The following is a 24,945-nucleotide window of genomic DNA, read 5'->3' on the forward strand; positions in this document are numbered from 1 at the left end:
GCCCGGCGAATGCCGGGCCTTTTGTTTGTCTGATCGGTAGCGCCGGGCCATGCCCGGCGGATCTCAGGCCAGCGCCGGCTCCTGCGCCAGCATGCGATGGAAGCGCTGCAGCACGTAGGGATCGATCAGGCCGCCGGATTGCTCGTCAATGATCCGCAGCACCTTTTCGTGCTCCATCGCGGTGCGGTAGGGACGCACGCTGGTCATCGCGTCGTAGGCATCGGCGATGGTGACGATGCGTGCACCGAGTGGAATGTCTTCGCCGCGCAGGCCATCGGGATAGCCACTGCCATCGAAGGCCTCGTGATGGGTGCGGATCAGCCGTGCCACCGGTACGGCATCGCTGCGGCCGGTGGCCATGAAAATGTGCTCGCCACGCACCGGATGCTCGCGCATGATCGCGCGCTCCTCGTCGGTATGCCGGCGCGGGGCCAGCAGCACATCGTCGGGAATGCCGATCTTGCCGATGTCGTGGAAACGGGCGGCCAGGCCGATCTGCGCGCAGGCTTCATCGTCGAGATCGCAGCGTGCGGCCAGGCGCTGCGCGAGCAGTCCGACGCGATCGCAGTGGTGGCGGGTGTAGGCGTCGCGCATCTGCAGCGACATCGAGAGGGCATCGATCAGGCAGGCCTGCGCGTGCAGCAGGTCGGGGGCGGGTACGGCGTCAGGAAACATGGTCATCCGCCCGCACCGGGTGGGGACCGGTGCGGGGTATTCGGGGGCGATCAACCCGGGGCGAGGGTGGTCAGAAGGGCGCGGGCCGCATTGAAGCGGTCTTCCGGCAACGGCAGCGGGTGCTTGATGCGCAGCTTGTCAGGCCCTTCCATGGCGTAGAGATTGGGTTGTTTCTGGATCAGCTGGATCACCGCCATCGGATCGATGTTCGGCTTGGACTCGAACACGATGCGGCCACCGTTCTCGCCCAGGTCCAGCTTGCGGATGCCCAGCGTATTGGCCTTCAGCTTCAGCTCGGCGATGGCGAACAGGTGCTTGGCCGCATCCGGCAGCAGGCCGAAGCGGTCGATCATCTCCACCTGCAGTTCGCGCAGCGCATCACTGTCGCGCGCGCTGGAAATGCGCTTGTACAGGGTCAGGCGGGTGTGCACGTCCGGCAGGTAGTCTTCCGGAATCAGCGCAGGCACATGCAGCTCGACCTCGGCACCGCGCACTTCCTCGCCGGCATCCAGGTCGGGCAGTTTGCCCTGCTTGATGCTGCGCACCGCGCGCTCCAGCAGCTCGGTGTAGAGGCTGAAGCCGACCTCGGCCATCTGCCCGCTCTGGTCCTCGCCCAGCAGTTCACCGGCACCGCGGATTTCCAGATCGTGCGTGGCCAGGGTGAAGCCGGCACCGAGCTCGTCCATCGACGCGATCGCTTCCAGGCGCTTTTCCGCATCCGGGGTGATCGAGCGGCGGTCGGGCGCCACCAGGTAGGCGTAGGCGCGGTGGTGCGAACGACCGACGCGGCCACGCAGCTGGTGCAGCTGGGCCAGGCCGAAGCGGTCGGCGCGGTTGATGATGATGGTGTTGGCGTTGGGGATGTCGATGCCCGATTCGATGATCGTGGTCGACAGCAGTACGTTGAAGCGCTGCTTCTGGAAATCAAGCATCACCTTTTCCAGCTCGCGCTCGGGCATCTGCCCGTGGGCGATGCCGATGCGCGCCTCCGGCACCAGCTCGGACAGCTCGCGCTGCATGCGGCCGATGCTTTCCACGTCGTTGTGCAGGAAGTACAGCTGGCCACCACGCGCCAGCTCGCGCTGGAAGGCTTCGCGCAGCAGCGCATTGTCCCACTGGGTGATGAAGGTCTGCACCGCCAGCCGGTTCGGCGGCGGCGTGGCGATGATCGACAGGTCGCGCAGGCCGGCCATGGCCATGTTCAGCGTGCGCGGAATCGGCGTGGCGGTCAGTGTGAGCAGGTGCACGTTGGCGCGCAGCGCCTTCAGTGCTTCCTTCTGGCGTACGCCGAAACGCTGCTCCTCGTCGACGATGACCATGCCCAGGTCCTTGAACTTCACGTCCGGCTGCAGCAGGCGATGGGTACCGACGATGACGTCGATGGTGCCGGCGGCGACCTTTTCCAGCTCGGCCTTGATTTCCTTGGTGGTCTTGAAGCGCGACAGCACCTCGACCTTCAGCGGGTAATCGGCGAAGCGGTCGCGGAAGTTGCGGTAATGCTGTTCGGCCAGCAGCGTGGTCGGCACCAGCACGGCCACCTGCTTGCCGGCACTGGCGGCGGCGAATGCCGCACGCACCGCCACCTCGGTCTTGCCGAAGCCGACGTCGCCGCAGACCACGCGGTCCATCGGCTGGCTGCTGGCCAGGTCGCGCAGGGTGGCGTCGATCGCGGCCAGCTGGTCCGGGGTTTCCTCGAACGGGAAACCGGCGGCGAACGGCTCGTACATCGCGCGGTCCACCTGCAGCGCCAGACCAGCACGGGCCTGGCGGCGGGCCTGGATCTCCAGCAGCTCGGCGGCGACGTCGCGCACCTTCTCGGCGGCCTTGCGCTTGGCCTTGCTCCACTGCTCGCCGCCCAGCGAATGCAGCGGCGCGGTTTCCGCTGAAGCGCCGGAGTAGCGGCTGATCAGGTGCAGCTGGGCGACCGGCACATACAGGCGGTCGCCCTTGGCGTATTCGATTTCCAGGAACTCGCCGGGCATGCCGCCGACGTCCATCGCAATCAGGCCGCGGTAGCGGCCGACGCCATGGTCCTCGTGCACGATCGGCGCACCCTCGGTCAGTTCACCGAGGTCGCGGATGATCGCTTCCGGCTCGCGGCCGGCACGGCGCGTGCGGCGGGTGCTGCCGGCGCGCTCGGGGAACAGCTGGCGCTCGGTCAGCACCGCGATGCGCGGATCGTCCAGTGCGAAGCCATCCTCCAGCGGCGCCACCGCGATCGCGAAGCGCGCATCGTCGGCGAGGAAGCTGGGCAGGTCGGCCACCACCGGCGGCTTCAGCTCGGCGGCCTGCAGCACTTCCAGCAGCGCCTCGCGACGCCCGGGCGAATCGGCGGCGATCAGCACCCGGCCCGGATAATGGCCGAGGAAGGATTTCAGCGCGTCGCCAGCGGGGGCCTCGCGCGCGGCCACCGGCAGCGGCGGCAGCGGCTGGTCGCCCAACGCATGGGCATCGGCGATGCGCGCGTGGTCAGCCGACCACACTTCGATGCGCGGGGCATCGTTCAGACGCTCGCGCAGTAGTTCCGGCGACAGATACAGCGCCGACGGCGGCAGCAGCGGCCGTTCCACATCGTGGCGGCGCTGCTCGTAACGCTCGCCGGTCTGCGCCCAGAACGCCTCGGCGGCTTCGCCGGCACCGGCGCAGACCACCGGCAGGCTGCCGTCGGGCAGGTAGTCGAACAGGGTCGCGGTGCGTTCGAAGAACAGCGGCAGGTAGTACTCGACGCCGGCCGGGGCCAGCCCGGACTTCAGATCCTGGTACAGCGCGCTGCGCCGGGTATCGACATCGAAGCGTTCGCGCAGCGTGGCCAGCACGCGGGCGATGCTGGCTTCGTCCATCGGTACTTCGCGGCCCGGCAGCATGTGCACCGCCTCGACCTTGTCGAGCGAGCGCTGGCTTTCCGGGTCGAAGGCACGGATCGAGTCGATGTCCTCGTCCAGCAGCTCCACCCGCAGCGGCTCGTCGGCGCCCATCGGGAACACATCGAGCAGGCCGCCGCGCACGGCGAAGTCACCCGGGTCCATCACCTGCGGGACGTTGCGGTAACCAGCACTTTCCAGGCGACGCTTCTCGGCTTCCAGATCCAGGCGCTGGCCGACCTTCAGGTCGAAGCTGCCACCGATCACGTAGCTGCGCGGGGCCAGCTGCTGCAGCAGGGTCTGCACCGGCACGATCACCAGGCCGCGCTTCAGCGTGGGCAGGCGGTGCAGGGCGGACAGGCGCTGCGAAATGATGTCCGGATGCGGGCTGAAGCGGTCGTAGGGCAGGGTTTCCCAGTCCGGGAAGGCCACCACCGGCAGGGCCGGATCGCCGCCGAGCAGGGTCTGCAGGTCGGCTTCAAGCTGGTTGGCGCCGTGGTTGTCACGGGCGATCACCAGCAGCGGGGCGTCGTGCGCACGCGCGGCCTGGGCCAGATACCAGGCCAGGGCGGTCGGCGATGCGGGGGCGCGCCACCAGGCGCGGAGCTGGCCGGCGCGCGGCAGCGGCGGGGCGGGGTATGAGGTACGCGACATGGACCCCGGATTTTAGCAGAAGCCCGATCGAAGCCCGGCGAGTCGTGCCGGCCGTTGGCCGGCCGCCTCATGTGCGGTTGGGGGAACGCAATGCCGGCCAGCGGCCGGCACTACCGGAATGACGCGCCGGGCGATGCCCGGCGCATCCATCAGTTGTCCAGCTCCAGCACCATCCGCACCAGGCCTTCGGCACCGGTCGGGTGCGGGACCGGCTTGAAGCCCAGCGAGGCGGCCAGCTGCTTCATCGGCTCGTTCTCGGCGGCAACGTCGCCGTAAAGACGGTCCAGGTACTTGCCGCGGCCCCACTTCACCAGCTTGCGCATCAGCTGCCGGCCGAGGCCCTGGCCAATGAGGAAGCGGCTGATCAGGATCGCGTACTCGGCTTCACGGGTACCGGGGATGATCGAGGCCCGGGCGACCGCGCCGACCACCGCTTCGCCAGCGGGCAGGGATTCGGCTGCGACCAGGGTGATCTCGGTCTTGGGATTCGGGTGGGTCAGGCGCTGGGTGGTTTCCGGCGACAGCTCGGTCACCGCCTGCAGGAAACGATCACGGATTTCTTCCGGCCCGAACAGGCTGAACGCCGCTTGCAGCGGCGCGCCATCTTCCGGGCGGATGGGGCGGATCAGCAGCTCGTGGCCGCTGGGAGCCTTGAAGATCTCATGCCAGGGCGGCATGCGGTTGCGAGTGGCCATACCGGGTGATTCCTTGGTGGTCCATCGATTGTGGCATCACCGGGGCTGCATTCCGTGAACGAAAGGCTCACAGCGGTACAGCCTCGTGAAGGCCGTTATTCGGGGGCTTTGAGCCAATCCAGGCGGGTGCTGGCACCGGGTTCACCCAGGTGCTGGCGCAGCGCCGGCAGGGCCGGGCCGACCACCCGGTCGAACTGCCAGGGCGGGTTGAGCAGCAGCATGCCGCTGCCGTTGAGGCGCAGCGGCGAGTCGTCCGGCCGCACCAGGAACTCGATCGTCATCGCCGATTTCACCGGCAGGGCGGTGGCCTTGCGCAGGAAGTGCAGGATAGTGCGGCGCTGCTTGATCGGGAACCACACCGCGCAGGTAGCCTGCGGCCAGCGCGCCAGGGTCTCGGCCAGCGCGGCCAGGACGGCCTGGTATTCGACGTCCTGGGCCTCGTAGGGCGGGTCGATCAGCACCAGGCCGCGGCCGATCTTGCTGCCGTTGAACTTCGGCGGCAGCAGCGAGCGCAGCAGCGCATAGCCATCGCCCGCCCGCACGTCGACGCGGCTGTCATGGGCGAACAGGGCCTTCAGCGTGGCCGTTTCGGCTTCCTGCAGCTCACAGACCGCCATGCGGTCCTGCGCGCGCATCGCCTGCGCGCTCAGCAGCGGCGAGCCCGGGTAGTTGGTCAGGGCGCCCACCGGATTATCGGCCTGCACCGCCTTCAGATAGCGCTCGACCACCTCCGGCAGCTTGGGCTGGGCCATCAGCCGCATGATCCCGGATTCAGCCTCGAGGGTCTTGCGGCTCTCTTCGCTGGCCAGCAGGTAGCGGCCGGCGCCGCCGTGGGTGTCGAGCACAAAGAACGGGCTGTCCTTGCGCTTGAAGCTGTCGATCAGGGCCAGCTGCACGATGTGCTTGAGCACATCGGCGTGGTTGCCGGCATGGAAGGCGTGGCGATAGTTCATGGGCGGCAGTGTACGGGGCGGCGGCCGCAGCGGCTATGCTGCGCGCCATGACAGCTCCTGTTGCCCATGTCCTGGTGGTCGAGGACGAAGCCGCCATCGCCGAAACCGTGCTCTATGCGCTGCGCAGCGAGGGCTATGCCGCCAGTCACTGCCTGTTGGGCGGTGAGGCCCTGCAGCGGCTGCAGGCCGGCGATATCGATGTGCTGGTGCTGGACGTGGGCCTGCCCGATCTTGGCGGCTTCGAGGTCTGCCGGCGGCTGCGTGCGCAGCCGGGGCCGGCGGCGCAGCTGCCGGTGATCTTCCTGACCGCGCGCAACGACGAAGTGGACCGCGTGCTCGGCCTGGAGCTGGGCGCCGACGACTACATGACCAAGCCGTTCTCGCCGCGCGAGCTGGTCGCACGGGTGCGTGCACGCCTGCGCCGTGCGGCGCCGGTCGTCGCAGCGCCCAGCGCCGATGCGGGCTGGCAGGAGCATGGCGCGTTCGCCATTGACCGCGAGGGCCGGCGCATCCGCTTCCGCGGCCATGCGCTGGACCTGACCCGCTATGAGTACGCACTGCTGGAAGCGCTGCTGCAGCGCCCGGGTGCCATCCTCAGCCGCGCGCAGCTGATGGACCGGGGCTGGGACAGCAGTGCCGACAGTGCCGACCGCACCGTCGACACCCACGTCAAGACGCTGCGCGCCAAGCTGCGCGCGGCCGGTGCCAGCGACGACCCGATCCGCACCCACCGTGGCCTCGGCTACGCGCTGGAGGTCTAGCCGATGCGCCTGGTACTGAAGCTGTTCCTCGGCTTCTTCCTGATCAGCGGCATCGCCGCGTTCTTCGTGATGCGCGTGTTCGTCAACGAGGTGAAGCCCGGTGTGCGCCAGGCGATGGAATCGACCCTGGTCGATGCGGCCAACGTGCTGGCCGAGATGGCCGCCGCCGACGTCAAGGACGGCACCATCCGCAGCGGCAGCTTCACCCGCAACCTGGCCAAGGCGCGGCAGCGCGACCTGAAGGCGATGGTCTGGCGTTTCCCCAAGCGCTCGCTGGATTACCGGGTGACCATCACCGACGCCAAGGGCATCGTCATCTACGATTCGCTGGGCCGTGATCTCGGCCGCGACAACTCGCGCTGGAATGATGTCTACCGCACCCTGCGCGGTGAGTACGGCGCACGTTCCAGCCCCGAGATTGCCGGTGAAGAGGGCGATACGGTGATGCACGTGGCGGCACCGGTATACGACCCGGTGGATGGCCGCACGCTGATCGGCGTGCTCAGCCTGGCCCAGCCGAACCGCAGCATCGATCCGTTCATCGCCGCCAGCCAGCGCGCCATCATCGAGCGCGGTGCGTGGCTGATCGGGTTGTCGGCGCTGGTCGGCGTGCTGGTGACGATGTGGCTGACCACCGGCCTCGGCCAGCTCAGCCGCTATGCACGCGCGGTCAGCGCGGGCGAACCGGTGCCACCACCACGGCGCCGCCGCGACGAGATCGGCGATCTCGGCCAGGCGCTGGAAACGATGCGCCAGAAGCTCGAAGGCAAGGCCTACGTCGAGCAGTACGTGCAGTCGCTGACGCACGAGATGAAGAGCCCGCTGGCGGCGATCCGCGGTGCCGCCGAGCTGCTGCAGGAGCCATTGCCGGAGGCCGATCGCGTGCATTTCGCCCGCAGCATCGTCGACCAGCAGGAGCGGCTGACCGAGACCATCGACAAGCTGCTGGCGCTGGCCGAAGTGGAACAGCACGGCTGGCTGCAGACGCGTGACCCGATCGCGCTGCCGGCATTGCTGGCCGATGCGGCGGCGGCCGCGCAGGTGCGCGCGCAGGCGGCCGGCGTGCAGGTCCGCATCGGCAGCGTGCCCGACCTGCGGGTGCAGGGCGACGCCTACCTGCTGCGGCAGGCACTGCACAACCTGATCGACAACGCGATTGCCTTCTCGCCGGCCGGCGCGGAGATCGCGCTGCAGGCCGAGGTGGACGGGCAGGGCGTGCGCCTGCAGGTGGCCGACCGTGGCGCCGGCATTCCCGACTACGCGCGTGAGCGGGTGTTCGAGCGCTTCTATTCGTTGGCCCGCCCCGGCAGCGGGCGGCGCAGCTCCGGCCTGGGCCTGCCGTTCGTGCAGGAGGTCGCGCGCCTGCATGATGGGCGTGCCAGCGTGGATATCCGCGAGGGCGGCGGCACCGTGGCCAGCCTGTGGCTGCCTTTGGGTGTGCCAGGCCAGCGCCCGCGCCGCTGACTTCACACTCGCTTCAAATTCGCCACAAACCCTGCTCACCGCGGCGGTCCATCCTGCAGCCCTCTCCAACGAGGATGGACCATGAAATCCCTGAAGATGCTGCTGCGGTTCGCCATTGTCGGCGGGCTGATCCTGCTGCTGCTGGTGCCGCTGACGATGATCCGCGGGGTCATCAACGAACGTAGCGCGTACCGCGACGAGGCCTTCTCACGGGTGGCCGACAGCCGCGCCGGTGCACAGCAGCTGGTGGGCCCGGTGCGGGTGGTGCCGTGGGTGGAACGCAAGCAGGTTGAACTGGTCGACCCGCTGGGCGTCAAGAAGACCGAGGTGCAGGTCACCGAGGGGCACTGGCTGCAGATGCCGGCGTCGCTGGAGGTGGGCGGCGAGATGCTGCCGAGCCAGCGTGAGGTCGGCCTGTTCAAGGTGCCGGTGTACAGCTGGAACGGCCAGATGAAGGCGACGTTCGCTGCAGACGACTATCCGGTGAAGGCCGGCCGCAGCTATGGCCAGCCGTATGTGGCGGTGGGCATTTCCGATGTGCGTGGCCTGGTCGGTACGCCGAACCTGCGCGTGGATGGCAAGCAGCTGCGCCTGCTGCCTGGCGTTGGTGCGGCCAGCGAGGTGGGGCGAGGCCTGCACGCACCGGTGGCCGGATTCGCCGAAGACCATGGCGGCACGCTGGCTGCCAGCACCGTCGAACTCGAGCTGCGCCTGGATGGCAGCCGCATGCTGTCGGTGGTGCCGGTGGGCGATGACACCAAGATCGCACTGCGTTCGAGCTGGCCGCATCCGTCATTCAGCGGTGCGTTCCTGCCCAACGAGCGTCGCGTCGACGCACAGGGCTTCGATGCGCGCTGGGCGGTGTCTTCGCTGGCCTCCGATGCACAGCGACAGCTGCGCAATGATGGTGCGGTCGAGTCGCAGGCGGTGACGGTGTCACTGGTTGATCCGGTCGATGCCTACACCCAGGCCGACCGTGCCTCGAAATACGGCGTGCTGTTCGTGCTGCTCACCTTCGTCGGCTTCATCCTGTTCGAGCTGATCAGGTCGCTGCGCATCCACCCGCTGCAGTACCTCATGGTGGGCCTGGCGCTGGCGATCTTCTTCCTGCTGCTGATCAGCCTGTCCGAGCACATCGCGTTCTGGAAGGCCTACCTGGTCTCGGCGGTGGCCTGTATCGGCCTGCAGGCGGTGTACCTGGCCAACGTGCTGGGCCACTGGAAGCGCGGCCTCGGCTTCGCTGCGCTGCTGACCGTGTTGTATGGCGCGCTGTATGGCCTGCTGGTGTCGGAGAACAACGCGCTGCTGATGGGTTCACTGCTGCTGTTCGTGATCCTGGCGCTGGCGATGTGGGTGACCCGCCGGGTGGACTGGTACGCGCTTGGCGCGGAACTGAAGTAAGGAGCACGCCATGAGCTGGCGCCAGGGATTGCGGCAACGGGCACGGCAGGGCATTCCGGCCCTGCTGGAAGTGGATGCGCTGCTGCAGGCACATGGCGTGCTGGCGGCCCTGCCGGGGGCACGGATCGCCCCCGGCCTGGTCCGCTTCCAGCTGGCGGCGGCGACCTGCGAGGGACTGCAGGGCCAGGGACTGGCCTGGCTGCAGGGCGCACGGCAGGGACGCGGTGCGCTGGCCGGCAGGGTGCCGCGCTACCGGCCATGGAAGGCCGGGGCGGAGGCGCTGGCCGAGATAGGTATCGGCGGCCTTCCGGATGGCTGGCCGGCACACGCGGCGGTGTACGGCTGCAGCAGCATCGACCGGCGGCACTGGTTGCTGCTGCTGCCGGAACGGGCGCAGTTGTGGCTGGGATGGAGTGGGTGATTCGGTTGTTCATCCACGCATGACCTGTATCTACTGTCGCTGTCCATGACCGATGGGACGGTATCGGCGCGCCCCTGCTGGCTAGACTCGATGGGTTTATGATCGAGCCGAAGGGCAGGGGTGCGATGTGTTGAAGTGGGGCATGCTGGCCGCAGCGCTGGCGATGGGTGGCAATGCAGGCGCGCAGCAGCGCGAGCCGGTGGACCTGGACATGGTCAGCCGCATCCGCCAGGAGGCCTTCCACCGTTCGCAGGTGATGGACACCTTCAGCTACCTCACCGAACGCATCGGCCCGCGACTGACCAACTCGCCGGCGATGGGCCGCGCCAATGCGTGGACCCGCGGCAAGTTCAACGAATGGAAGCTGGACAACGTCCACGACGAAGCCTTCGACGACTTCGGGCGCGGCTGGGAGTTCACCTCGGCCAGCGTGGAGATGCTGGGGGACCGCGTGCAGCCGCTGCATGCGCTGCCCAAGGCTTGGACCCCTGGTACCAAGGGACCGGTTGAAGGCGAGCTGGTGCAGGTCGAGATCAAGAAGCCCGAGGACATCGAGAAGTACCGCGGCAAGCTGCGCGGCAAGATCCTGCTGCTGGGCGAGGCGCGCGAGTACAAGCGCGGCACCGAGGCGGATTCGCACCGCCACGACGCCACCTCGCTGGAGGGCCTGCAGGAGTTCACCCTGCCCAAGGACAAGGACGCCACCGCCGAGCGTGCGAAGCGGGTCAAGGAATACCAGGAACGCCAGCAGCTGGCGACCAAGGTCAATGCGTTCTTCGTGGAAGAAGGCGCGCTGGCCTCGATCAGCATCAGCAGCTGGGACAACGGCATCATCCGCGTTGCCGGTGGCGGCTCGCGCAAGGCCGGTGAATCGGTGGGCATCCCCGAACTGGCGATGATCAGCGAACACTTCAATCCGCTGGTGCGCGCGCTGGAGGCCAAGCAGACCGTGCGCCTGCGCGTGGATGTGGCCGCGCGCTTCACCGACGAGGCCGACCAGCCGGGTTACAACACGCTGGCCGAGATCCGTGGCAGCAGCAGGCCCGATGAAGTGGTGATGATCGGCGCGCACCTGGATTCCTGGCACAGTGGTACCGGTGCGGCCGACAACGCGGCCGGCGTGGCGGTGATGATGGAAGCGATGCGCATCCTCAAGGCCACCGGCGCCAAGCCCAAGCGCACCATCCGGGTGGCGCTGTGGAGCGGCGAGGAGCAGGGCCTGATCGGCTCGCAGGCCTATGTGGCCAAGCACTTCGGCCGTTTCCCGGAACCCACCGACCCGGCGCAGAAGGCGCTGCCGGCCTCGCTGCGCGAGCCGACCGGCGCGCTGCAGAAGACCCGCGACTACGGCAAGTTCCAGGTCTACTTCAACATGGACAACGGCTCGGGCCGCTTCCGTGGCATCTATGCACAGGAAAACCTGGCGGCGATGCCGATCTTCGAAGCCTGGCTGGCCCCGTTCCATGACGTCGGCGCCACCACCGTGGCCACCCGCAACACCGGCAGCACCGACCACATCAGCTTCGACCGCATCGGCCTGCCGGGCTTCCAGTTCATCCAGGACCGGCTGGACTACTTCACCAACGTCCACCACAGCCACCTGGACACCTGGGACCACGCCGAACCGGAAGACCTGAAGCAGGCCGCAGCCATCGTCGCCTCGTTCGCCTACAACGCCGCAATGCGCGAGCAGTCCTTCCCACGCAAGGTAGAACCGTAAAAGGGGACGGAGGGGATTAAGTCGTTTCTCCCCTCCGTTTCCCGGTTGCAGGCCCAGCGGCTGGGCAATCGCGACTTAATCCCCTCCGTCCCCTTTTTCCGTCGGGGGCGGTGGGCTGGTAAAATCGGGGGATTCCCGTTCCTCGAGCCGTCCATGACCTGCCGCACCCGCTTCGCCCCCAGCCCCACCGGTTACCTGCACATCGGCGGTGCCCGCACCGCGCTGTACTGCTGGCTGGAGGCCCGCCACCGTGGCGGCGAGTTCGTGCTGCGCATCGAGGACACCGACCGTGAACGCAGCACCCAGGGCGCGATCGACGCGATCCTGGAGGCGATGGAGTGGCTGGGCCTGGACTATGACGAAGGCCCGATCTACCAGACCGACCGCGTCGCCCGTTACCTGGAAGTGGCCGAGCAGCTGGTGGCGGACGGCAAGGCGTACTACGCCTATGAGACCCGCGAAGAGCTGGACGCGATGCGCGAGGCCGCCATGGCCAGGCAGGAGAAGCCGCGCTACAACGGCGCTGCACGCGAACTGGGCCTGCCGCGCAAGGACGACCCGAACCGCGTCATCCGCTTCAAGAACCCGCTGCAAGGCACGGTGGTGTTCGACGACCTGATCAAGGGCCGCATCGAGATCGCCAACAGCGAGCTGGATGACATGGTCATCTTCCGCCCGGACGGCTACCCCACCTACAACTTCGCGGTGGTGGTGGACGACTGGGACATGGGCATCACCGAGGTCATCCGCGGCGATGACCACATCAACAACACTCCGCGCCAGATCAACCTGTACGAAGGCATCGGCGCGCCGGTGCCGAAGTTCGGCCACATGCCGATGATCCTGGACGAGCAGGGCGCCAAGCTGTCCAAGCGCACCGGCGCGGCCGACGTGATGCAGTACAAGGACGCCGGCTACCTGCCGGACGCGCTGCTGAGCTACCTGGCCCGCCTGGGCTGGTCGCACGGCGACCAGGAGCTGTTCAGCCGCCAGGAGCTGATCGACCTGTTCGACGTGAAGGACTGCAACTCCAAGGCCTCGCGCTTGGACATGGCCAAGCTGGGCTGGGTCAACCAGCACTTCCTGAAGACCGAGGACGTGGCCGCGATCGTGCCGCACCTGGTCTACCAGCTGCAGAAGCTGGGCCTGGACGTGGCCGCCGGCCCCGCCCCGGAGGACGTGGTGATCGCCCTGCGTGAACGCGTGCAGACCCTGAAGGAAATGGCCGAGAAGGCGGTGGTCTGGTACCAGCCGCTGACCGAGTACGACGAAGCGGCGGTGGCCAAGCACTTCAAGGCCGGTGCCGAAGTGGCGCTGGGCAAGGCCCGCGAGCTGCTGGCCGCCCTGCCGGAATGGACCGCCGAGTCGGTGGGCGTCGCCCTGCACGACGCGGCCGCAGCGTTGGAAATCGGCATGGGCAAGGTGGCCCAGCCGCTGCGCGTGGCCATCACCGGCACCCAGGTCAGTCCTGACATTTCCCATACCGTTTACCTGGCCGGCCGCGAGCAGGCCTTGAAACGCATTGATGTGGCCATCACCAAGGTAGCAACGGCCTGAGGCATCCTTGCCAGGCCCGAACCGGAGAACACGCATGCCCGCCAAGACCGCCACTGCCTGTACCGCCCCGCACCACCACGTCCACGACGCATCGGATTTCGTGGCGGTGGTCGAGCGTGTCTCGCGCGAACGCGGGCTGCGCCTGACCCCGATCCGCGCCAATGTGCTGAAGCTGATCGCCGAGGCCGGCAAGCCGGTCAAGGCCTACGAGCTGCTGGAATGGGTGCGCAACGGCAAGGGCGTGGGCGCTGATGCCCCGCCCACCGTGTACCGTGCGCTGGACTTCCTGATGGCCAATGGCTTCGTGCACAAGCTGGAATCGGTCAATGCCTTCGTGGCCTGCCACCATCCCAGCAGTGCCGCGCACTCGGTGCCGTTCCTGATCTGCAACAGCTGCCACAGCGCGGTGGAGCTGGAAGACCGCGAGATCGTCACCCAGCTGGAGAAGCGTGCCAAGGAGCTGGGCTTCCAGCCGCAGGCGCAGACCCTGGAAGTGCACGGCCTCTGCGCGCGCTGCGCGGGCTGAGTCGCGGCGCGTACCCGGACTGGGCCGTACGCTCAGTCCCGGGCGGCGTGCTCTTTCAGACGCTTCAGGACGCTGCGCTGTGCGTCGACCAGCACAGGGTCGTCCACCCGCAACTGCTCGACCCAGGCGAGCGCTGGTACCGGGTCGGCACGGCGCACGAAATACAGTGCCTGCGCCAGGAAATGCACATTGGGCACCCTGGCGTCCCAGATGAGCTTGGCGATACGCAGCATCGACGCCTGCATGCCGGGTGTAACCTCAACGCCGGTCTTCCCCGAAAGCGCGGTATTGAGGCAGTAAAGCGCCTGGCAGGGCAGATCACGCGGTGTGCCCGCACGCGACCAGTCAGCGCGTTCGGCAAAGTCCAGCAGGATGGCAATGGCGGCGGGGCCACCCACATCGGCCAGTGTGCCGAGCGCGAACACTGCCAGCTGGGGGTCACCCAGCATATCGCGCAGGCCTTCCACGCCCTGGCGTCCCCAGGCGGTGCAGGCCTTGGCCCAGCCGCCGAACGGTACGACCCGGCTACCATCGCCCAGCAGGCCATCATCCGGCCAACCGTGCAGTATCCGCAGCCGCTCAATCTCCTCGCCACCTTCGGCGCCGTGCTCCTGCACGAAGGCGATCAGATCTTCCGCTTCCAGCGTGTCCTTGGCCGCCCGCCTGGCCAGTGTCGTGAATTTCATCGTCTTCCAGCGATCCTGACCCAGATCCGCAACGGTAGCGGATCAATGGGGTGAAGGCAGCCAGCAGCCTGCACCCTAGTCCATCGGCTTGGACCGGGTATCCACCCGCACGATCACCGACATGCCGGGCCGCAGCTGCGCGGCCAGCGTCTGACCTTCATTGATCGATATCCGCACCGGCAGCCGTTGCACCACCTTGGTGAAGTTGCCGCTGGCGTTGTCCGGGCGCAGCACGCTGAACTCCGAACCTGTGGCGGGTGCGATCTCCTGCACGCGGCCGCGCAGCACCTGGCCCTGGAACGCGTCCACCGAGAACGTGGCCGGCTGACCGATCGCCATGCCCCAGGTCTGGCCTTCCTTGTAGTTGGCCACCACCCATAGCGTGTCAGGCACCAGGAACAGCAGCTGCGAACCGGCGGCGACGTATTGGCCCACGCGCACGCTGGCTTCGCTGATCTGGCCGTCGCGCGGTGCGTGGATCACCGTGTTGGCCAGGTCGATGCGCGCCAGTTCCAGTTGTGCCTGTGCACTTTCCACCTGGGCCTCCAGGCTCTTGCGCGCCACCTGGGTCGACACCAGCGTTTCCTCGGCGATGCGGATCTGCGCCTGCGACTGCTGCACGCTGGCCTGTGCCGAGGCCTGGGTGGTGCGGAACTTGTCGCGGTCGTTGACCGACACCAGTTGCTGCGCAGCCAGTTCCTCGTAGCGTTTCAATTCATTGCGCGAACGTTGCAGCTCAGCCTGGCCGGCCGACAGCGTGGCGTGCGCCGAAGCGATCTGCGCACGATTCTGTGCCTGCGACTGGTCCGAGTTGGCCAGTGCCGCACGTGCGCTGTCCAGCGTTGCCTGCGCCTGGGCGACACGCTGCGTGTAGATGCGGTCATCGATGCGCAGCAGCGGCTCGCCTTCCCTTACGTGCTGGAAGTCCTTCACCAGCACTTCGGTCACGTAGCCGTTCACCTGTGGCGCCATCACCGTGATCTGCCCGCGCACATAGGCGTTGTCGGTCACCATCACGCTGCTGGTGAACGGCCACAGGTGCCAGGCGCGCAGGATCAGCGCAATGCCCAGCAAGGCCACCACCACCATCACCACCACGCTGCGCGCGCTGGGCTTGAGGTACTTCGGCGCGGCAGCCGGTGTCGCGGGCGCAGGCGCAGCATCGGTCGGCGGCGGTGGAGTGACGTTGTCGGCGTCGATGTCGTCGGGGCGGGGCGGGACGGGAGGCATGGAGGAGGACTCAGCGGGGCGCGGCCGGCGTGGCCGCAGCGGGGGAAGTGGGGTGGCGCTTGCGCCATTGCTTGAGCACGGCGGTGCGCAGCGACAGCAGCAGCAACCAGCCCAGGAAGCCGATCGCCAGCCAACCGCTCAGCGTGAACACATCATTGAAGCCACGCACGTTGGCTTCGCGGCGCGTGGTCTGCGCCAGCTGCGCGCTGCCCTGCGCGCTGCGCAGCACCGGGTCGGTGATCTGTGCGCTGTACAGCTGCTGCTGGAGGCGCAGGCGTTGCGCCACCACCGGGTCGGCCGGGTCGAGCTGGCTGGTCAATGCACTGGAGTACAGCTGCTCGCGGTGCAGTTGGAAGGTGCCCAGCACCGCCGAGCCGGCCAGACCACCCAGCGTCTGGGTGATCGACAGCGTCACCAGGAAGGTGATCATGTGGTCCACGCCCTGTTTCAGCGCGGCGGAAATGCCGAGCATGATCAACGGGCCCATGAACATGCCGGCACCCACCGAGGCCAGGAACTGGCTGACGTAGAAGTCGTGCGGTCGATCCATGCTGGTGCGGTGCTGATCGAAGAAGGCGGCAGCGCCGAGCAGCAGGATCGCCATCAGCAGCTGCGCGATCAGCCGCTTCGGGCCGAAGGTCAGCGAGGCACCGGCGATGCCGGTGACCACGCCCGCGAGGATCACTACGAACAGCGGGCGCATCTGGTCCGGGCCCATGCCCAGCGTGCGCATCAGGTTGACCACGCCATAGGACTGCTCGGTGGTCAGGAAGCGGATCAGGAACGCGCCGACGATGAAGTGCAGCACCGGCAGCTTCGACAGCCAGCGGATCTGCAGCAGCGGATTGCGTCGGTAGTGTTCGATGATGAAGGCAGTGGTGGTGAGCACGATCGAGGCGACCAGCGCCCAGCCCAGCCATGGCGTGTTGAGCCACCAGCGGGTGTAGCCCTGCGCCAGTACGATCACCAGCAGCGCGACAGCCGGCGCAAGCAGGGCGAAGGTGAGGAAGTCCAGTGGCTCGAAGGCTTTCACCTGGATGCCGGGCGGCAGCTTCAGCACCACCACTGCCGCGAACGCGCACAGGGCCAGCCCGGCTTCAAACGAGTAGAGCTGGTGCCACTGGCCGGTATCGACCAGGCCCGGTGACACGATCCAGGCGATCGGCACCGCCAGCTGCGAAAGGCCGACACCGACCACCAGCAGGTTGCCGGTGAACCGCCGTGGCAGCGCCTGCAGCATGTACAGCGTGCCCAGCGTCGAACAGGCGGCGCCAGCGAAGCCGCTGGCGGCACGGGTCAGCATCGTGGTCTCGAAGCTGCCAACGAACAGGTGCAGCACCGCCAGTGCTGCGTACAGGCCCAGGCCGATCTCGGCGAACAGGCGGATGCCGTACTGCTGGCGGAACTTGAAGGCCAGCAGGTTGGCCGTGACGTTGACCATTGCATAGGCCGCCACCAGCCAGCTGCCCTGGGTCGGCGTCAGTGCCAGCTGGCCCTGCAGGAAGGGCAGGTTGGCGGTGACCAGTGCATTGCCAAGGCCACCGGTGATCGCCACCAGCAGCGACACCAGTGCATAGGCCACGCGTCGATACGGTGGGTGCCAGGGCATCGACGCCGAACCGGGCATGGTCGGCTTCTCGTGCTCCTCCCAATCCGGAACCGGCTTCAGATACGGCTGGACCATCAGCGGGCCTCGCTGGTTGCTCCCTGGAGACCCCCGCGCAGCAGCTGCAGGGCACGCCCGGCCAGGTGGGCGCGCTCGTCGCGGGTCTTGCCGCGCAGGGCCGCGCCCAGCATGCCCGAGATCAGTGAAATATCCGTCTTCTCCAGGTCGGCCCGGCACAGGCCGGCGGCCTTGGCACGGGCGATCGGTGCTTCCAGCAGATCGCGCACGGTCTCGCGCGCGGTGCGCATGGCCGGCACGTCCGAATCGACTGCACGCCAGTAATCGGCCAGTGCCGGCGAATCGATGATGCGCTGGGCCATACCCTCGAACACTTCGAACAGGGCATCGTCGCGGTCGCCGAGCTGCTCGACCTGGCGCCGGATACGGTCGACCGTACGTTGCAGCAGTGCCTGGATCAGCGCGGTGCGGTCGGGGAAGTTGCGGTACAGGGTGGCGCGGCCCACCTGGGCGCGTTCGACCACCAGGTCCAGCGGGGCGGTGACACCGTGTTGGCCGAACACATGATCGGCGGCGTCGAGGATGAGGGCACGGCGGGCAGCAGCATCGGCACGTTGGGCAGTCATGGAATTATTTTCGGACAAAAGTGTCCGATTGGCGAGACTTTGAGTGACGGGATTGTCCGCTTGTTGTGGTACGCACATCTTTGTGACGAATGCGTGATGGATGCTGCACAAAGAGATGGGGGCCAGAAGGCCCCCATCGGATCTGCTTGCATTGGATCCACGCCATGCGTGGGCTGAGGCTGGGGTCAGAACCCATTCCTCTGGAATGGGATCCGACTCCACTACGCGATCAGAAGAACGCGCGGATGCCGAATGCGACACCACGGCCCGGCAGCGGCGAGTAATCACGCAGCAGCGAGGTATGCGGACGCACTTCGCGGTTGGTCAGGTTGCTGCCATCCAGGAACACCTCGTAGCTGTTGCTCGCGTTGCGATCCCAGCGGTAGGCCAGATGCGCGTCGACCAGGGTGTAGCCGTCGCTCGGCGCTTCGTTCTGGGCGACATCCTTCTGGCGGCTGTAGCGGACCGCACCGACCGAGGCGCGCCAGCCGTCCTTCGACCAGCGCAGGTCGGCGCCGACGCGGGCCGGGGCGATGCGCGGCAGGTAGCCGGTGTTGGCCAGCTCCACGCTGTAGTTGTGGTTGTGGTCGCCATGCGGCACGGCGATGTCGAGGTTGCGGCTGCCGCTGCCATCCAGCTTGGCCTTCACGTAGTCGCCGAACAGGCGCAGATCCCAGTCACCGGCGCCGCCTTCGAACAGGTGCACCAGCGCTTCGGCTTCGGCACCGCGGAACACCGCATCCTGCTGCGTCCAGGCGCGGACCGGCAGACCCTCGGTAACGCCGGTGTCGGCCAGGTAGATGAAGTCCTTGAACCTGGTCTGGTAGACCGACGCGGAGAAGTCCAGGCGTTCGCTGTGGGTGTGGATACCCAGTTCCACGCGCTGGCCGCGCTCGGTCTTCAGGTTGGCGTCGCCGATTTCCAGCGAGCGGGTGGCGATGTGTGCGCCGGCGGCATACAGCTCTTCGTTGGTCGGTGCACGCTCGGAGCTGTCCACGCCGATGCGAAGGTCAACGGCATCGTTGAGCTTCCAGATGCCGGCCGCAGACAGGTTGGTGGCGCCGAAGGTGCGGCGGCGATAGTCGCCGGTCGGGTCCAGCTTGACCTGGTCGTGGCGGCCGCCCAGTTCCAGCTTGAACGGGCCGAACTGCTTTTCCTGCAGTACGAACAGGCCGATGTTCTTCGTGCCGGTATCCGGAACGAACGCCTCTTCGCCCTTGGCACCGAAATCACTGTTGCCGAACTGCAGGCCGAAGGCGCCGTCCCAGCCGCCGATCTGCTGCTGCACGGCTTCCAGGCGCGCCTCGATGCCACGGTTGGTGAAGCGGGTGGACGGCGTGCCGGCTTCCAGCTCCACGTGTTCGTAGTCGGTGTAGGCCACGCGTGCATTGATGTTCTTCAGGAACGAGACCGGGTTGTAGATGCCGGCCTTGGTCTCGAAGCGGTTCTGCACCATGTCGATGCGCACGTCATGCTCGTCGCCGCCTTCCTCTTCATCGCCATGGTCGTGGCCGTGGTCATGGCCATGATCATCGCCATCGGCATGCACGTGCGCGCCATTGGGAATGCCGTAGTTGGTGCGGTAGGTGCTGGCCGATACGCCGAAGTAGCCGCCGTCGCCCAGCCAGGTCGCGCCGACGCCGCCGGCGCGGGTGCGGATCGAGCTGTTGTCGAGGCGGCCGCGGCGCGGCTCTTCGCCTTCTTCGCCCGCGTGGTCATGGTCGTGATCGTGATGGTCTTCAAGGCTGTCGATCACTGCATAGCCGGGAATGCGGTAGTCGTCGCCATTGCGCACCAGGCCGTCCACATGCAGCACGACATTGCCGCTGACGCCATCGAGGCGGAACATGCCGCTGCGCTCGTTGTTCACCGAATTGCCGCGCAGCTCGGCGCGGCCGCTGAGCGGGCGCTCCGGCAGCTCGCGGGCGATGCGGCCATCCACCACATTGACCGCGCCACCGATGGCGCCACTGCCGAACAGCAGCGTGGCCGGGCCCTTCAGCACTTCGATCTGGTCGGCCAGGAACGGCTCGATGCTGGTGGCATGGTCGGCACTGACCGTGGACGCATCCATGTTGCCCATGCCGTTGGACAGCACGGCCACGCGCGGGCCTTCCTGGCCGCGGATGATCGGGCGGCCGACGCCGGGGCCGAAGAACGTGCTCTGCACGCCCGGCAGCTTGGCCACGGTATCGCCGAGGGTGCCGGCCTTCTGCTCGTCCAGGCGTTCGCCGGCCAGCACCTCGACCGGGCGCGCCAGCGATTCGGCATCGCCCTGCAGCGGCGACGCAGTCACCTGCACCGACGACAGTTCGGTCAGGTGGCGGTCACGATGAGCGCTGTCATCGCCGGCGGCAAAGGCAACCGAAGGCAGCAGGGCGGCGAGGGCCAGAGCGAGGGAATGCGGCTTCAACCGCGGGGTGTGGGCGGGCATGGAGCGGGTCCTTTGTTACAGTGTATCAATCGCTGGGCGCACGTATCCCGTCAGCGGGACAGGGGGAGGGAAACCGTGCGGGTCGGGAACAGATGTTATATTATTCCATAACGATTCGCCGACCCTGCTGGAAGTCATGTCCCTGTCCTCACGCCTGCGCCACCTGCTCGACCGTTTCGGCGCCACTGGTTCGATGCTGTGCGCGGTGCACTGCGCGGTGATCCCCGTGCTGCTGGCTGCGGCGCCGTCGCTGGGCCTGTCGTTCTGGCTGAGCGATGGGGTGGAACAGGCGCTGGTGGTGTTCGTGACCCTGCTCGGATTGTTCAGCCTGGTCTGGGGCTACCGCCGGCACGGTGCGCTGCGTGCGCTGGGCTTCCTGATCCCCGGCCTGGTCGCGTTGTGGGCCGGCGTGCTGTACGACCCGCTGCACCACAATGCGGTGCCACACGCGGTGGTGATGACCGTCGGCGGCCTGCTGGTGGGGGTCGCCCATCTGGTCAACCTGCGCCTCAACCACGGTCACGTGCACGACGCCAGCTGCGCGCACTAGGCGCTCCGTGATAGGATTTTCGATCGTGCGCGGGGGCGCCCAGCAAGGCGGCCCCGCCGAACCCGTGTCAGTACGGGGTAACCAGATTTCACATTTGAGGAGTTGAAGACATGGGTAAGGGTGACCGCAAGACCGCCAAGGGCAAGCGCTACAACGCCAGCTACGGCAACGCCCGTTCGCACACCGCGAGCAAGGTCGCCGTAGGCGCCGCCGCTCCGGTTGCCAAGAAGACCGTGGCCAAGGCTCCGGCGAAGAAGGCTGTGGCGAAGAAGGCCGTCGCCAAGGCCTGATCCGGCCCAGGCCGGTTCAACGAAAAACGCGGCGCCTGGCGCCGCGTTTTTTTATGCCTGTCCGGCGAGCCGAGCGTGGGCTCGGCTCTACAACCGGATCAGCGCAGGGTTTTCTTCAGCGTTTCCGGATTGCCGTCGTTCGGTGCAGCCGGCACCTGCAGCAGGTCGGCCAGCAGCGGGTAGACGTCGACATTGTCGAAGCCATCGATCACCAGGCCTTGGCGGAACGACGGGCCGCTGGCCACGAATACCGCGCGCATGGAGGGCAGGGCATTGTCGTAGCCATGCGAGCCACGATCCTGATGGTCTCGCTTGGCGATCTTCTCCTGGTGCAGGGCATCCCAGCCTTCATCCATCATGCAGACAATGGCGGGAATGCGCGGGTGGGTGCCGTAGTGCAGGCGCGCCGGCAGATTCTCTTTCTTCCAGCACTCATACCGGTCGTGACGACCGAGCAGGGCGCGCTCGGCGGCGGCTTCGTGACCGGCCAACGGCGCAAAACCCACCGACTGGCCCTGGCTGACGTTGCGAGCGATGGCCGGGGCGGCCATTGATTCGGTGGAGATCACCTGGCCGACCGGGACGCTGGCCATGCCATGGTCGGAGACCACGATCACGTTGGTGGTCGCGGCCAGGCCGCGCTGCTGCAGTCCATCGAGCACCTGGCCGACGATCTGGTCGGCGCGCACGATGGCGTCGGCGTACTGCTTCGATTCGGGGCCGTAGTTGTGGCCGGCCTTGTCCACGTGCTCCATGTACAGCGTGGTCAGGCGGGGGGCATCGGCATCGGTCTGCGCAAGCCAGTCCAGCACGGTGCCCGCGCGTTGTTCCAGCGGTTCCTTGCCGTCGTACACGCGCCATTGGCTTGGGCGCACACCACGGATTTCCGATTCACTGCCCGGCCACGAGGTGGTGGCCGAACGCACCCCGGCGTTCTCGGCGCCGACCCAGATCGGTTCGCCGCCCCACCAGCCGCTGGTGGTGACCGCCTCACGGTTGCTCAGCTCGAACCGGCCCAGTGCTTCATCGTCCATGCTGTTGTTGACGATGCCGTGGTGGTCCGGGCGCAGGCCGGTGACGATGGTGTAGTGGTTGGGGAAGGTCAGCGACGGATAGGACGGGGTCATCCAGCGTGCACGCACGCCGCCGTCGATCAGGCGCTGCAGGTTGGGGGTCAGGCCGCGGTCCAGCGCATCGGCGCGCAGGCCGTCGATCGAGATCAGCAGCAGCTTCGGCGGCGCAGCCGCAGCGACAGCGGTGGGAGCGGAGGCGGAAGGGGCGGGCGCGGTGGTGCAGGCGGCCAATGGCAGCAGCAGCGCCAGCGCGCAGGTCAGGCGTACGGAAGTCATCCGCCCATGATAAGCCGGTGCAATGACCACCCCAAGACACGTTGCGCCGAAGGGCGCAGCGTGTCCGCGCATTTTTCCTTATCCCTGCGCCATCGACGCGCGCCCTTGAACAACAAGGGGGCTCCTCACCAGACATACCCCGTCGATTGCATTCCACCCCTGATGCGGCCGGAGCGTGTCGACCAAGGTCGACACCTACCCACAGCCGCGCGTACCAATAATCGCCGTTACCAGCAGCCGCGTGAACCTGTCGCAGGCGGGGCGGTGTCGGATTGCGGGGTGTCCGCGGCATGGATGCCGCGGCCAAGCCTACAAGGACGTACTTGCGGCGTCCCCGCAATCCGACACCGCCCCGCCAACCCACGGATAGCCCGCTTTTGACGTTGACGTTGACGGTGATTCGGCGGGTGCAGGGCGCAGCCCTGCCGGAAAACCTGCCCCTCAGGCGAACAGCGGGGCCTGGCGTTGTTCCAGTCGCAGCAGTGCGGCCTTGGTTTCCAGGCCGCCACCGAAGCCGGTCAGTGCCCCGTTGCTGCCGATTACACGATGGCAGGGCAGGATGATCGGCAGCGGATTGCGCCCATTGGCAGCGCCGACGGCGCGGGTCGCACTGGGCTGGCCCAGGTGCTGCGCCAGCTGCAGGTAGCTCCAGGTCTGGCCGAACGGGATCAACGCCAGCGCCTGCCACACGCGCAGCTGGAACGGCGTGCCGCGTGGCGCAAGCTCCAGGTCAAAGCTGCTGCGTTCGCCGTGCAGGAACTGCAGCAGCTGCTCGCGTGCTTCCGGCAGCGCATCCGGCGCGTAGTGCCAGTCGTCGCGCCCGCGTGCCGGGTGGCGGTTTTCCGGGAACAGCACGTGGGACAGGCCACGCTCGTCACCGGCGATGGTCAGCACGCCGATCGGGCTGTCGAAACGGTCGAACAACAAGGTCATGTCGGTTCTCCAACGAAAGTGCCGGACAGGTGCCACAGGTGCAGCACGGCATAGGCACGCCAGGGGCGCCACGGTTGCGCGCGCGCTTCGGTCGCGCGTTCGCTCAGGCGCTGGCCCTGCGCATGGCCGAGCACCTGCTGCAGTACCAGGTCACCGGCCGGGAAGGCATCGGGCTGGCCGAGCCCGCGCAAGGCGATGTACTGCGCGGTCCACGGACCGATGCCGGGTAGTGCCACGCAGCGGGAAACGAACTCTTCCAGCGCCTGGCCCGGGCCGAAGTCGAGCGCGCCACTGGCACAGGCGGCGGCAAGCGCACGCACGGTGGCGGCGCGGCTGCGCGGCAGGCCGATTGATTCCAGTGGCGCCTCGGCCAGTACCTCGGGCGCCGGAAACTGGCGATCGAATTCCGACGGCATGCCCGGCAGGTGCGCGCCATAGGCATCCACCAGCCGCCGCGCGAAGGTGGTGGCCGCGGCCACGCTGACCTGTTGGCCGAGCACCGCGCGCACGCCCACTTCGAAGCCATCCCAGCCGCCCGGTACGCGCAGCCCGGGACGTTCGGCAATGCCGCGCGCCAGCAGCGGCTCTTCGCCGAGCGCGGCGTGGACCTGCTGCAGGTCGGCATCCAGATCGAATACGCGACGCACACGGCGGACGATGTCGGGGATCAGGCGCGGATCGACCGCGCCCAGCTGCAGGCGCAGTTCCGGGCGCTTCGGGTCGGCGGTGACGCGCAGCAGGGTGGGGCGCTCCGGCGTGCCGAGCACGCGCTGGTAGCTGTCTTCGCCGATCAGCTCGATGCCGGGCAGGCTGCGCTTGCGCAGGAAGGCCAGCATGCGTGGGAAATCCAGTGGTGGCCGGTATGCCAGACGCAGTACCAGGCAGCCATCGTCGGCGGCCAGTGGCTGGTGCTGGCGACGCAGTGCTGTCGGTGCCATGCCGCAGCCCTGCAGGAAGGCGGTATTGAAACGGCGCAGGCTGTTGTAGCCGGCGGCCAGCGCGACGTCGGTCACCGGTAGCGTGGTCTCGGTCAGCAGCTGCTTGGCCAGCAGCAGGCGATGGGTGGCGTGGATCTGCCCTGGCGTTGCGCCCAGATGTTCGACGAACAGGCGCTGCAGCTGGCGCGCGCTGAGTCCGATCTTCTCTGCGAGGTCGGCTACCGGCTGCTCCTGCAGGAAGCCGCCATGGATCAGGGCCAGTGCGCGCTGCACGGTCTGCCCGGCCAGTGCCTGCTGCGCCTGCGGTGCCAGCTCGGGGCGGCAGCGCAGGCATGGGCGGTAACCGGCTGCCGCAGCAGCGGCCGCAGTCGGGTAGTAAGTGATGTTGCGCGGCTTCGGCGGCGGTGCCGGGCACATGGGGCGGCAATAGATGCCGGTGCTGCGCACGGCGGTGAAGAACACACCGTCGAAGCGTGCGTCGCGGGCCAGGCGGGCGCGGTCGCAGGCGGCGGTGTCGAGGGCGAGGGCGGTGTCCATGGCGCCAGTCTAGGCGTGTGCGGGCGGGGATACTCGCCGGATTCGGACATGGATGCTGGA

Annotated in this window: 21 protein-coding genes; 9 read left to right on the forward strand and 12 right to left on the reverse strand. The window is 67.7% G+C overall.

Going from position 1 to position 24,945, the window contains the following annotated elements:
- Positions 1 to 63: 63 nt before the first annotated feature.
- The 4 genes from ACZK13_RS06150 to ACZK13_RS06165 all read right to left on the reverse strand — a co-directional run bounded on the left by ACZK13_RS06150 (position 64) and on the right by ACZK13_RS06165 (position 5,838).
- Entirely contained in the window at positions 64 to 681 is a 618-nt protein-coding gene (locus ACZK13_RS06150; RefSeq protein WP_046983231.1) for an HD-GYP domain-containing protein, read from the reverse strand.
- 44 nt (positions 682 to 725) lie between these two features.
- Positions 726 to 4,190, reverse strand: coding sequence for a transcription-repair coupling factor (gene mfd, locus ACZK13_RS06155; protein ID WP_110711665.1), 3,465 nt, complete (start codon positions 4,188 to 4,190; stop codon positions 726 to 728).
- 149 nt (positions 4,191 to 4,339) lie between these two features.
- Entirely contained in the window at positions 4,340 to 4,885 is a 546-nt protein-coding gene (locus tag ACZK13_RS06160) for a GNAT family N-acetyltransferase (RefSeq protein WP_004150340.1), read from the reverse strand.
- Positions 4,886 to 4,980: 95 nt separating this feature from the next.
- Positions 4,981 to 5,838: a 23S rRNA (adenine(2030)-N(6))-methyltransferase RlmJ gene (locus ACZK13_RS06165; RefSeq protein ID WP_253143350.1), complete on the reverse strand. Its 858-nt coding sequence runs from the start codon at positions 5,836 to 5,838 to the stop codon at positions 4,981 to 4,983.
- A gap of 35 nt (positions 5,839 to 5,873) precedes the next feature.
- Between ACZK13_RS06165 and creB the strand changes: the two genes are divergently transcribed.
- The 7 genes from creB to ACZK13_RS06200 all read left to right on the forward strand — a co-directional run bounded on the left by creB (position 5,874) and on the right by ACZK13_RS06200 (position 13,688).
- Positions 5,874 to 6,599 carry a two-component system response regulator CreB gene (gene creB, locus ACZK13_RS06170; RefSeq protein WP_080355454.1) on the forward strand — a complete coding sequence of 242 codons (726 nt, stop codon included), beginning with the start codon at positions 5,874 to 5,876 and terminating at the stop codon, positions 6,597 to 6,599.
- A 3-nt stretch (positions 6,600 to 6,602) separates the two neighbouring features.
- The gene (gene creC, locus ACZK13_RS06175) at positions 6,603 to 8,063 is read left to right on the forward strand and encodes a two-component system sensor histidine kinase CreC (protein ID WP_478482359.1); all 1,461 of its coding nucleotides are present in this window, start codon (positions 6,603 to 6,605) and stop codon (positions 8,061 to 8,063) included.
- 81 nt (positions 8,064 to 8,144) lie between these two features.
- Complete coding sequence (gene creD / locus ACZK13_RS06180) at positions 8,145 to 9,464, forward strand: cell envelope integrity protein CreD (protein ID WP_110711667.1); 1,320 nt, start codon at positions 8,145 to 8,147, stop codon at positions 9,462 to 9,464.
- A gap of 10 nt (positions 9,465 to 9,474) precedes the next feature.
- Entirely contained in the window at positions 9,475 to 9,885 is a 411-nt protein-coding gene (locus ACZK13_RS06185) for a hypothetical protein (RefSeq protein WP_125895780.1), read from the forward strand.
- 142 nt (positions 9,886 to 10,027) lie between these two features.
- A complete protein-coding gene (locus ACZK13_RS06190) occupies positions 10,028 to 11,605 on the forward strand; it encodes a M20/M25/M40 family metallo-hydrolase (protein WP_121503870.1) in 1,578 nt (525 codons plus the stop codon).
- Positions 11,606 to 11,758: 153 nt separating this feature from the next.
- Positions 11,759 to 13,162, forward strand: coding sequence for a glutamate--tRNA ligase (gene gltX, locus ACZK13_RS06195; protein ID WP_125895779.1), 1,404 nt, complete (start codon positions 11,759 to 11,761; stop codon positions 13,160 to 13,162).
- Positions 13,163 to 13,196: 34 nt separating this feature from the next.
- On the forward strand, positions 13,197 to 13,688 hold the full coding sequence (locus ACZK13_RS06200; protein ID WP_004150412.1) for a Fur family transcriptional regulator: 492 nt from the start codon (positions 13,197 to 13,199) through the stop codon (positions 13,686 to 13,688).
- A 32-nt stretch (positions 13,689 to 13,720) separates the two neighbouring features.
- Here the strand turns inward: ACZK13_RS06200 and ACZK13_RS06205 are convergent, their stop codons facing one another.
- The 5 genes from ACZK13_RS06205 to ACZK13_RS06225 all read right to left on the reverse strand — a co-directional run bounded on the left by ACZK13_RS06205 (position 13,721) and on the right by ACZK13_RS06225 (position 20,288).
- Positions 13,721 to 14,374: a hypothetical protein gene (locus ACZK13_RS06205; protein WP_329893066.1), complete on the reverse strand. Its 654-nt coding sequence runs from the start codon at positions 14,372 to 14,374 to the stop codon at positions 13,721 to 13,723.
- 75 nt (positions 14,375 to 14,449) lie between these two features.
- Positions 14,450 to 15,604: an HlyD family secretion protein gene (locus ACZK13_RS06210; RefSeq protein ID WP_478482360.1), complete on the reverse strand. Its 1,155-nt coding sequence runs from the start codon at positions 15,602 to 15,604 to the stop codon at positions 14,450 to 14,452.
- Between the two features lie 10 nt (positions 15,605 to 15,614).
- Positions 15,615 to 17,288, reverse strand: coding sequence for an MFS transporter (locus ACZK13_RS06215; RefSeq protein ID WP_478482361.1), 1,674 nt, complete (start codon positions 17,286 to 17,288; stop codon positions 15,615 to 15,617).
- Entirely contained in the window at positions 17,288 to 17,854 is a 567-nt protein-coding gene (locus ACZK13_RS06220) for a TetR/AcrR family transcriptional regulator (RefSeq protein WP_010483118.1), read from the reverse strand. Before ACZK13_RS06220 ends, ACZK13_RS06215 begins: the two co-directional genes overlap by 1 nt.
- A 229-nt stretch (positions 17,855 to 18,083) precedes the next feature.
- Entirely contained in the window at positions 18,084 to 20,288 is a 2,205-nt protein-coding gene (locus tag ACZK13_RS06225) for a TonB-dependent receptor (protein WP_478482362.1), read from the reverse strand.
- A gap of 136 nt (positions 20,289 to 20,424) precedes the next feature.
- On the opposite strand from ACZK13_RS06225, the gene ACZK13_RS06230 reads away from it, so the two are divergent.
- Both ACZK13_RS06230 and ACZK13_RS06235 read left to right on the forward strand, forming a co-directional pair.
- Positions 20,425 to 20,838: a MerC domain-containing protein gene (locus tag ACZK13_RS06230; protein ID WP_019338435.1), complete on the forward strand. Its 414-nt coding sequence runs from the start codon at positions 20,425 to 20,427 to the stop codon at positions 20,836 to 20,838.
- 110 nt (positions 20,839 to 20,948) lie between these two features.
- Positions 20,949 to 21,128: a 30S ribosomal protein THX gene (locus ACZK13_RS06235; RefSeq protein WP_004150462.1), complete on the forward strand. Its 180-nt coding sequence runs from the start codon at positions 20,949 to 20,951 to the stop codon at positions 21,126 to 21,128.
- A 98-nt stretch (positions 21,129 to 21,226) separates the two neighbouring features.
- On the opposite strand, the gene ACZK13_RS06240 is transcribed toward ACZK13_RS06235, so the two are convergent.
- The 3 genes from ACZK13_RS06240 to ACZK13_RS06250 form a co-directional block, all read right to left on the reverse strand.
- Positions 21,227 to 22,477, reverse strand: a complete 1,251-nt coding sequence (locus tag ACZK13_RS06240) for an alkaline phosphatase family protein (RefSeq protein ID WP_253143346.1) — start codon at positions 22,475 to 22,477, stop codon at positions 21,227 to 21,229.
- A 441-nt stretch (positions 22,478 to 22,918) separates the two neighbouring features.
- On the reverse strand, positions 22,919 to 23,410 hold the full coding sequence (locus ACZK13_RS06245) for a methylated-DNA--[protein]-cysteine S-methyltransferase (RefSeq protein WP_012510484.1): 492 nt from the start codon (positions 23,408 to 23,410) through the stop codon (positions 22,919 to 22,921).
- Positions 23,407 to 24,885, reverse strand: coding sequence for an AlkA N-terminal domain-containing protein (locus ACZK13_RS06250; protein WP_478482363.1), 1,479 nt, complete (start codon positions 24,883 to 24,885; stop codon positions 23,407 to 23,409). Before ACZK13_RS06250 ends, ACZK13_RS06245 begins: the two co-directional genes overlap by 4 nt.
- Between the last annotated feature and the right edge of the window lie 60 nt (positions 24,886 to 24,945).

This window comes from Stenotrophomonas sp. 99219_Sma (assembly GCF_056480785.1).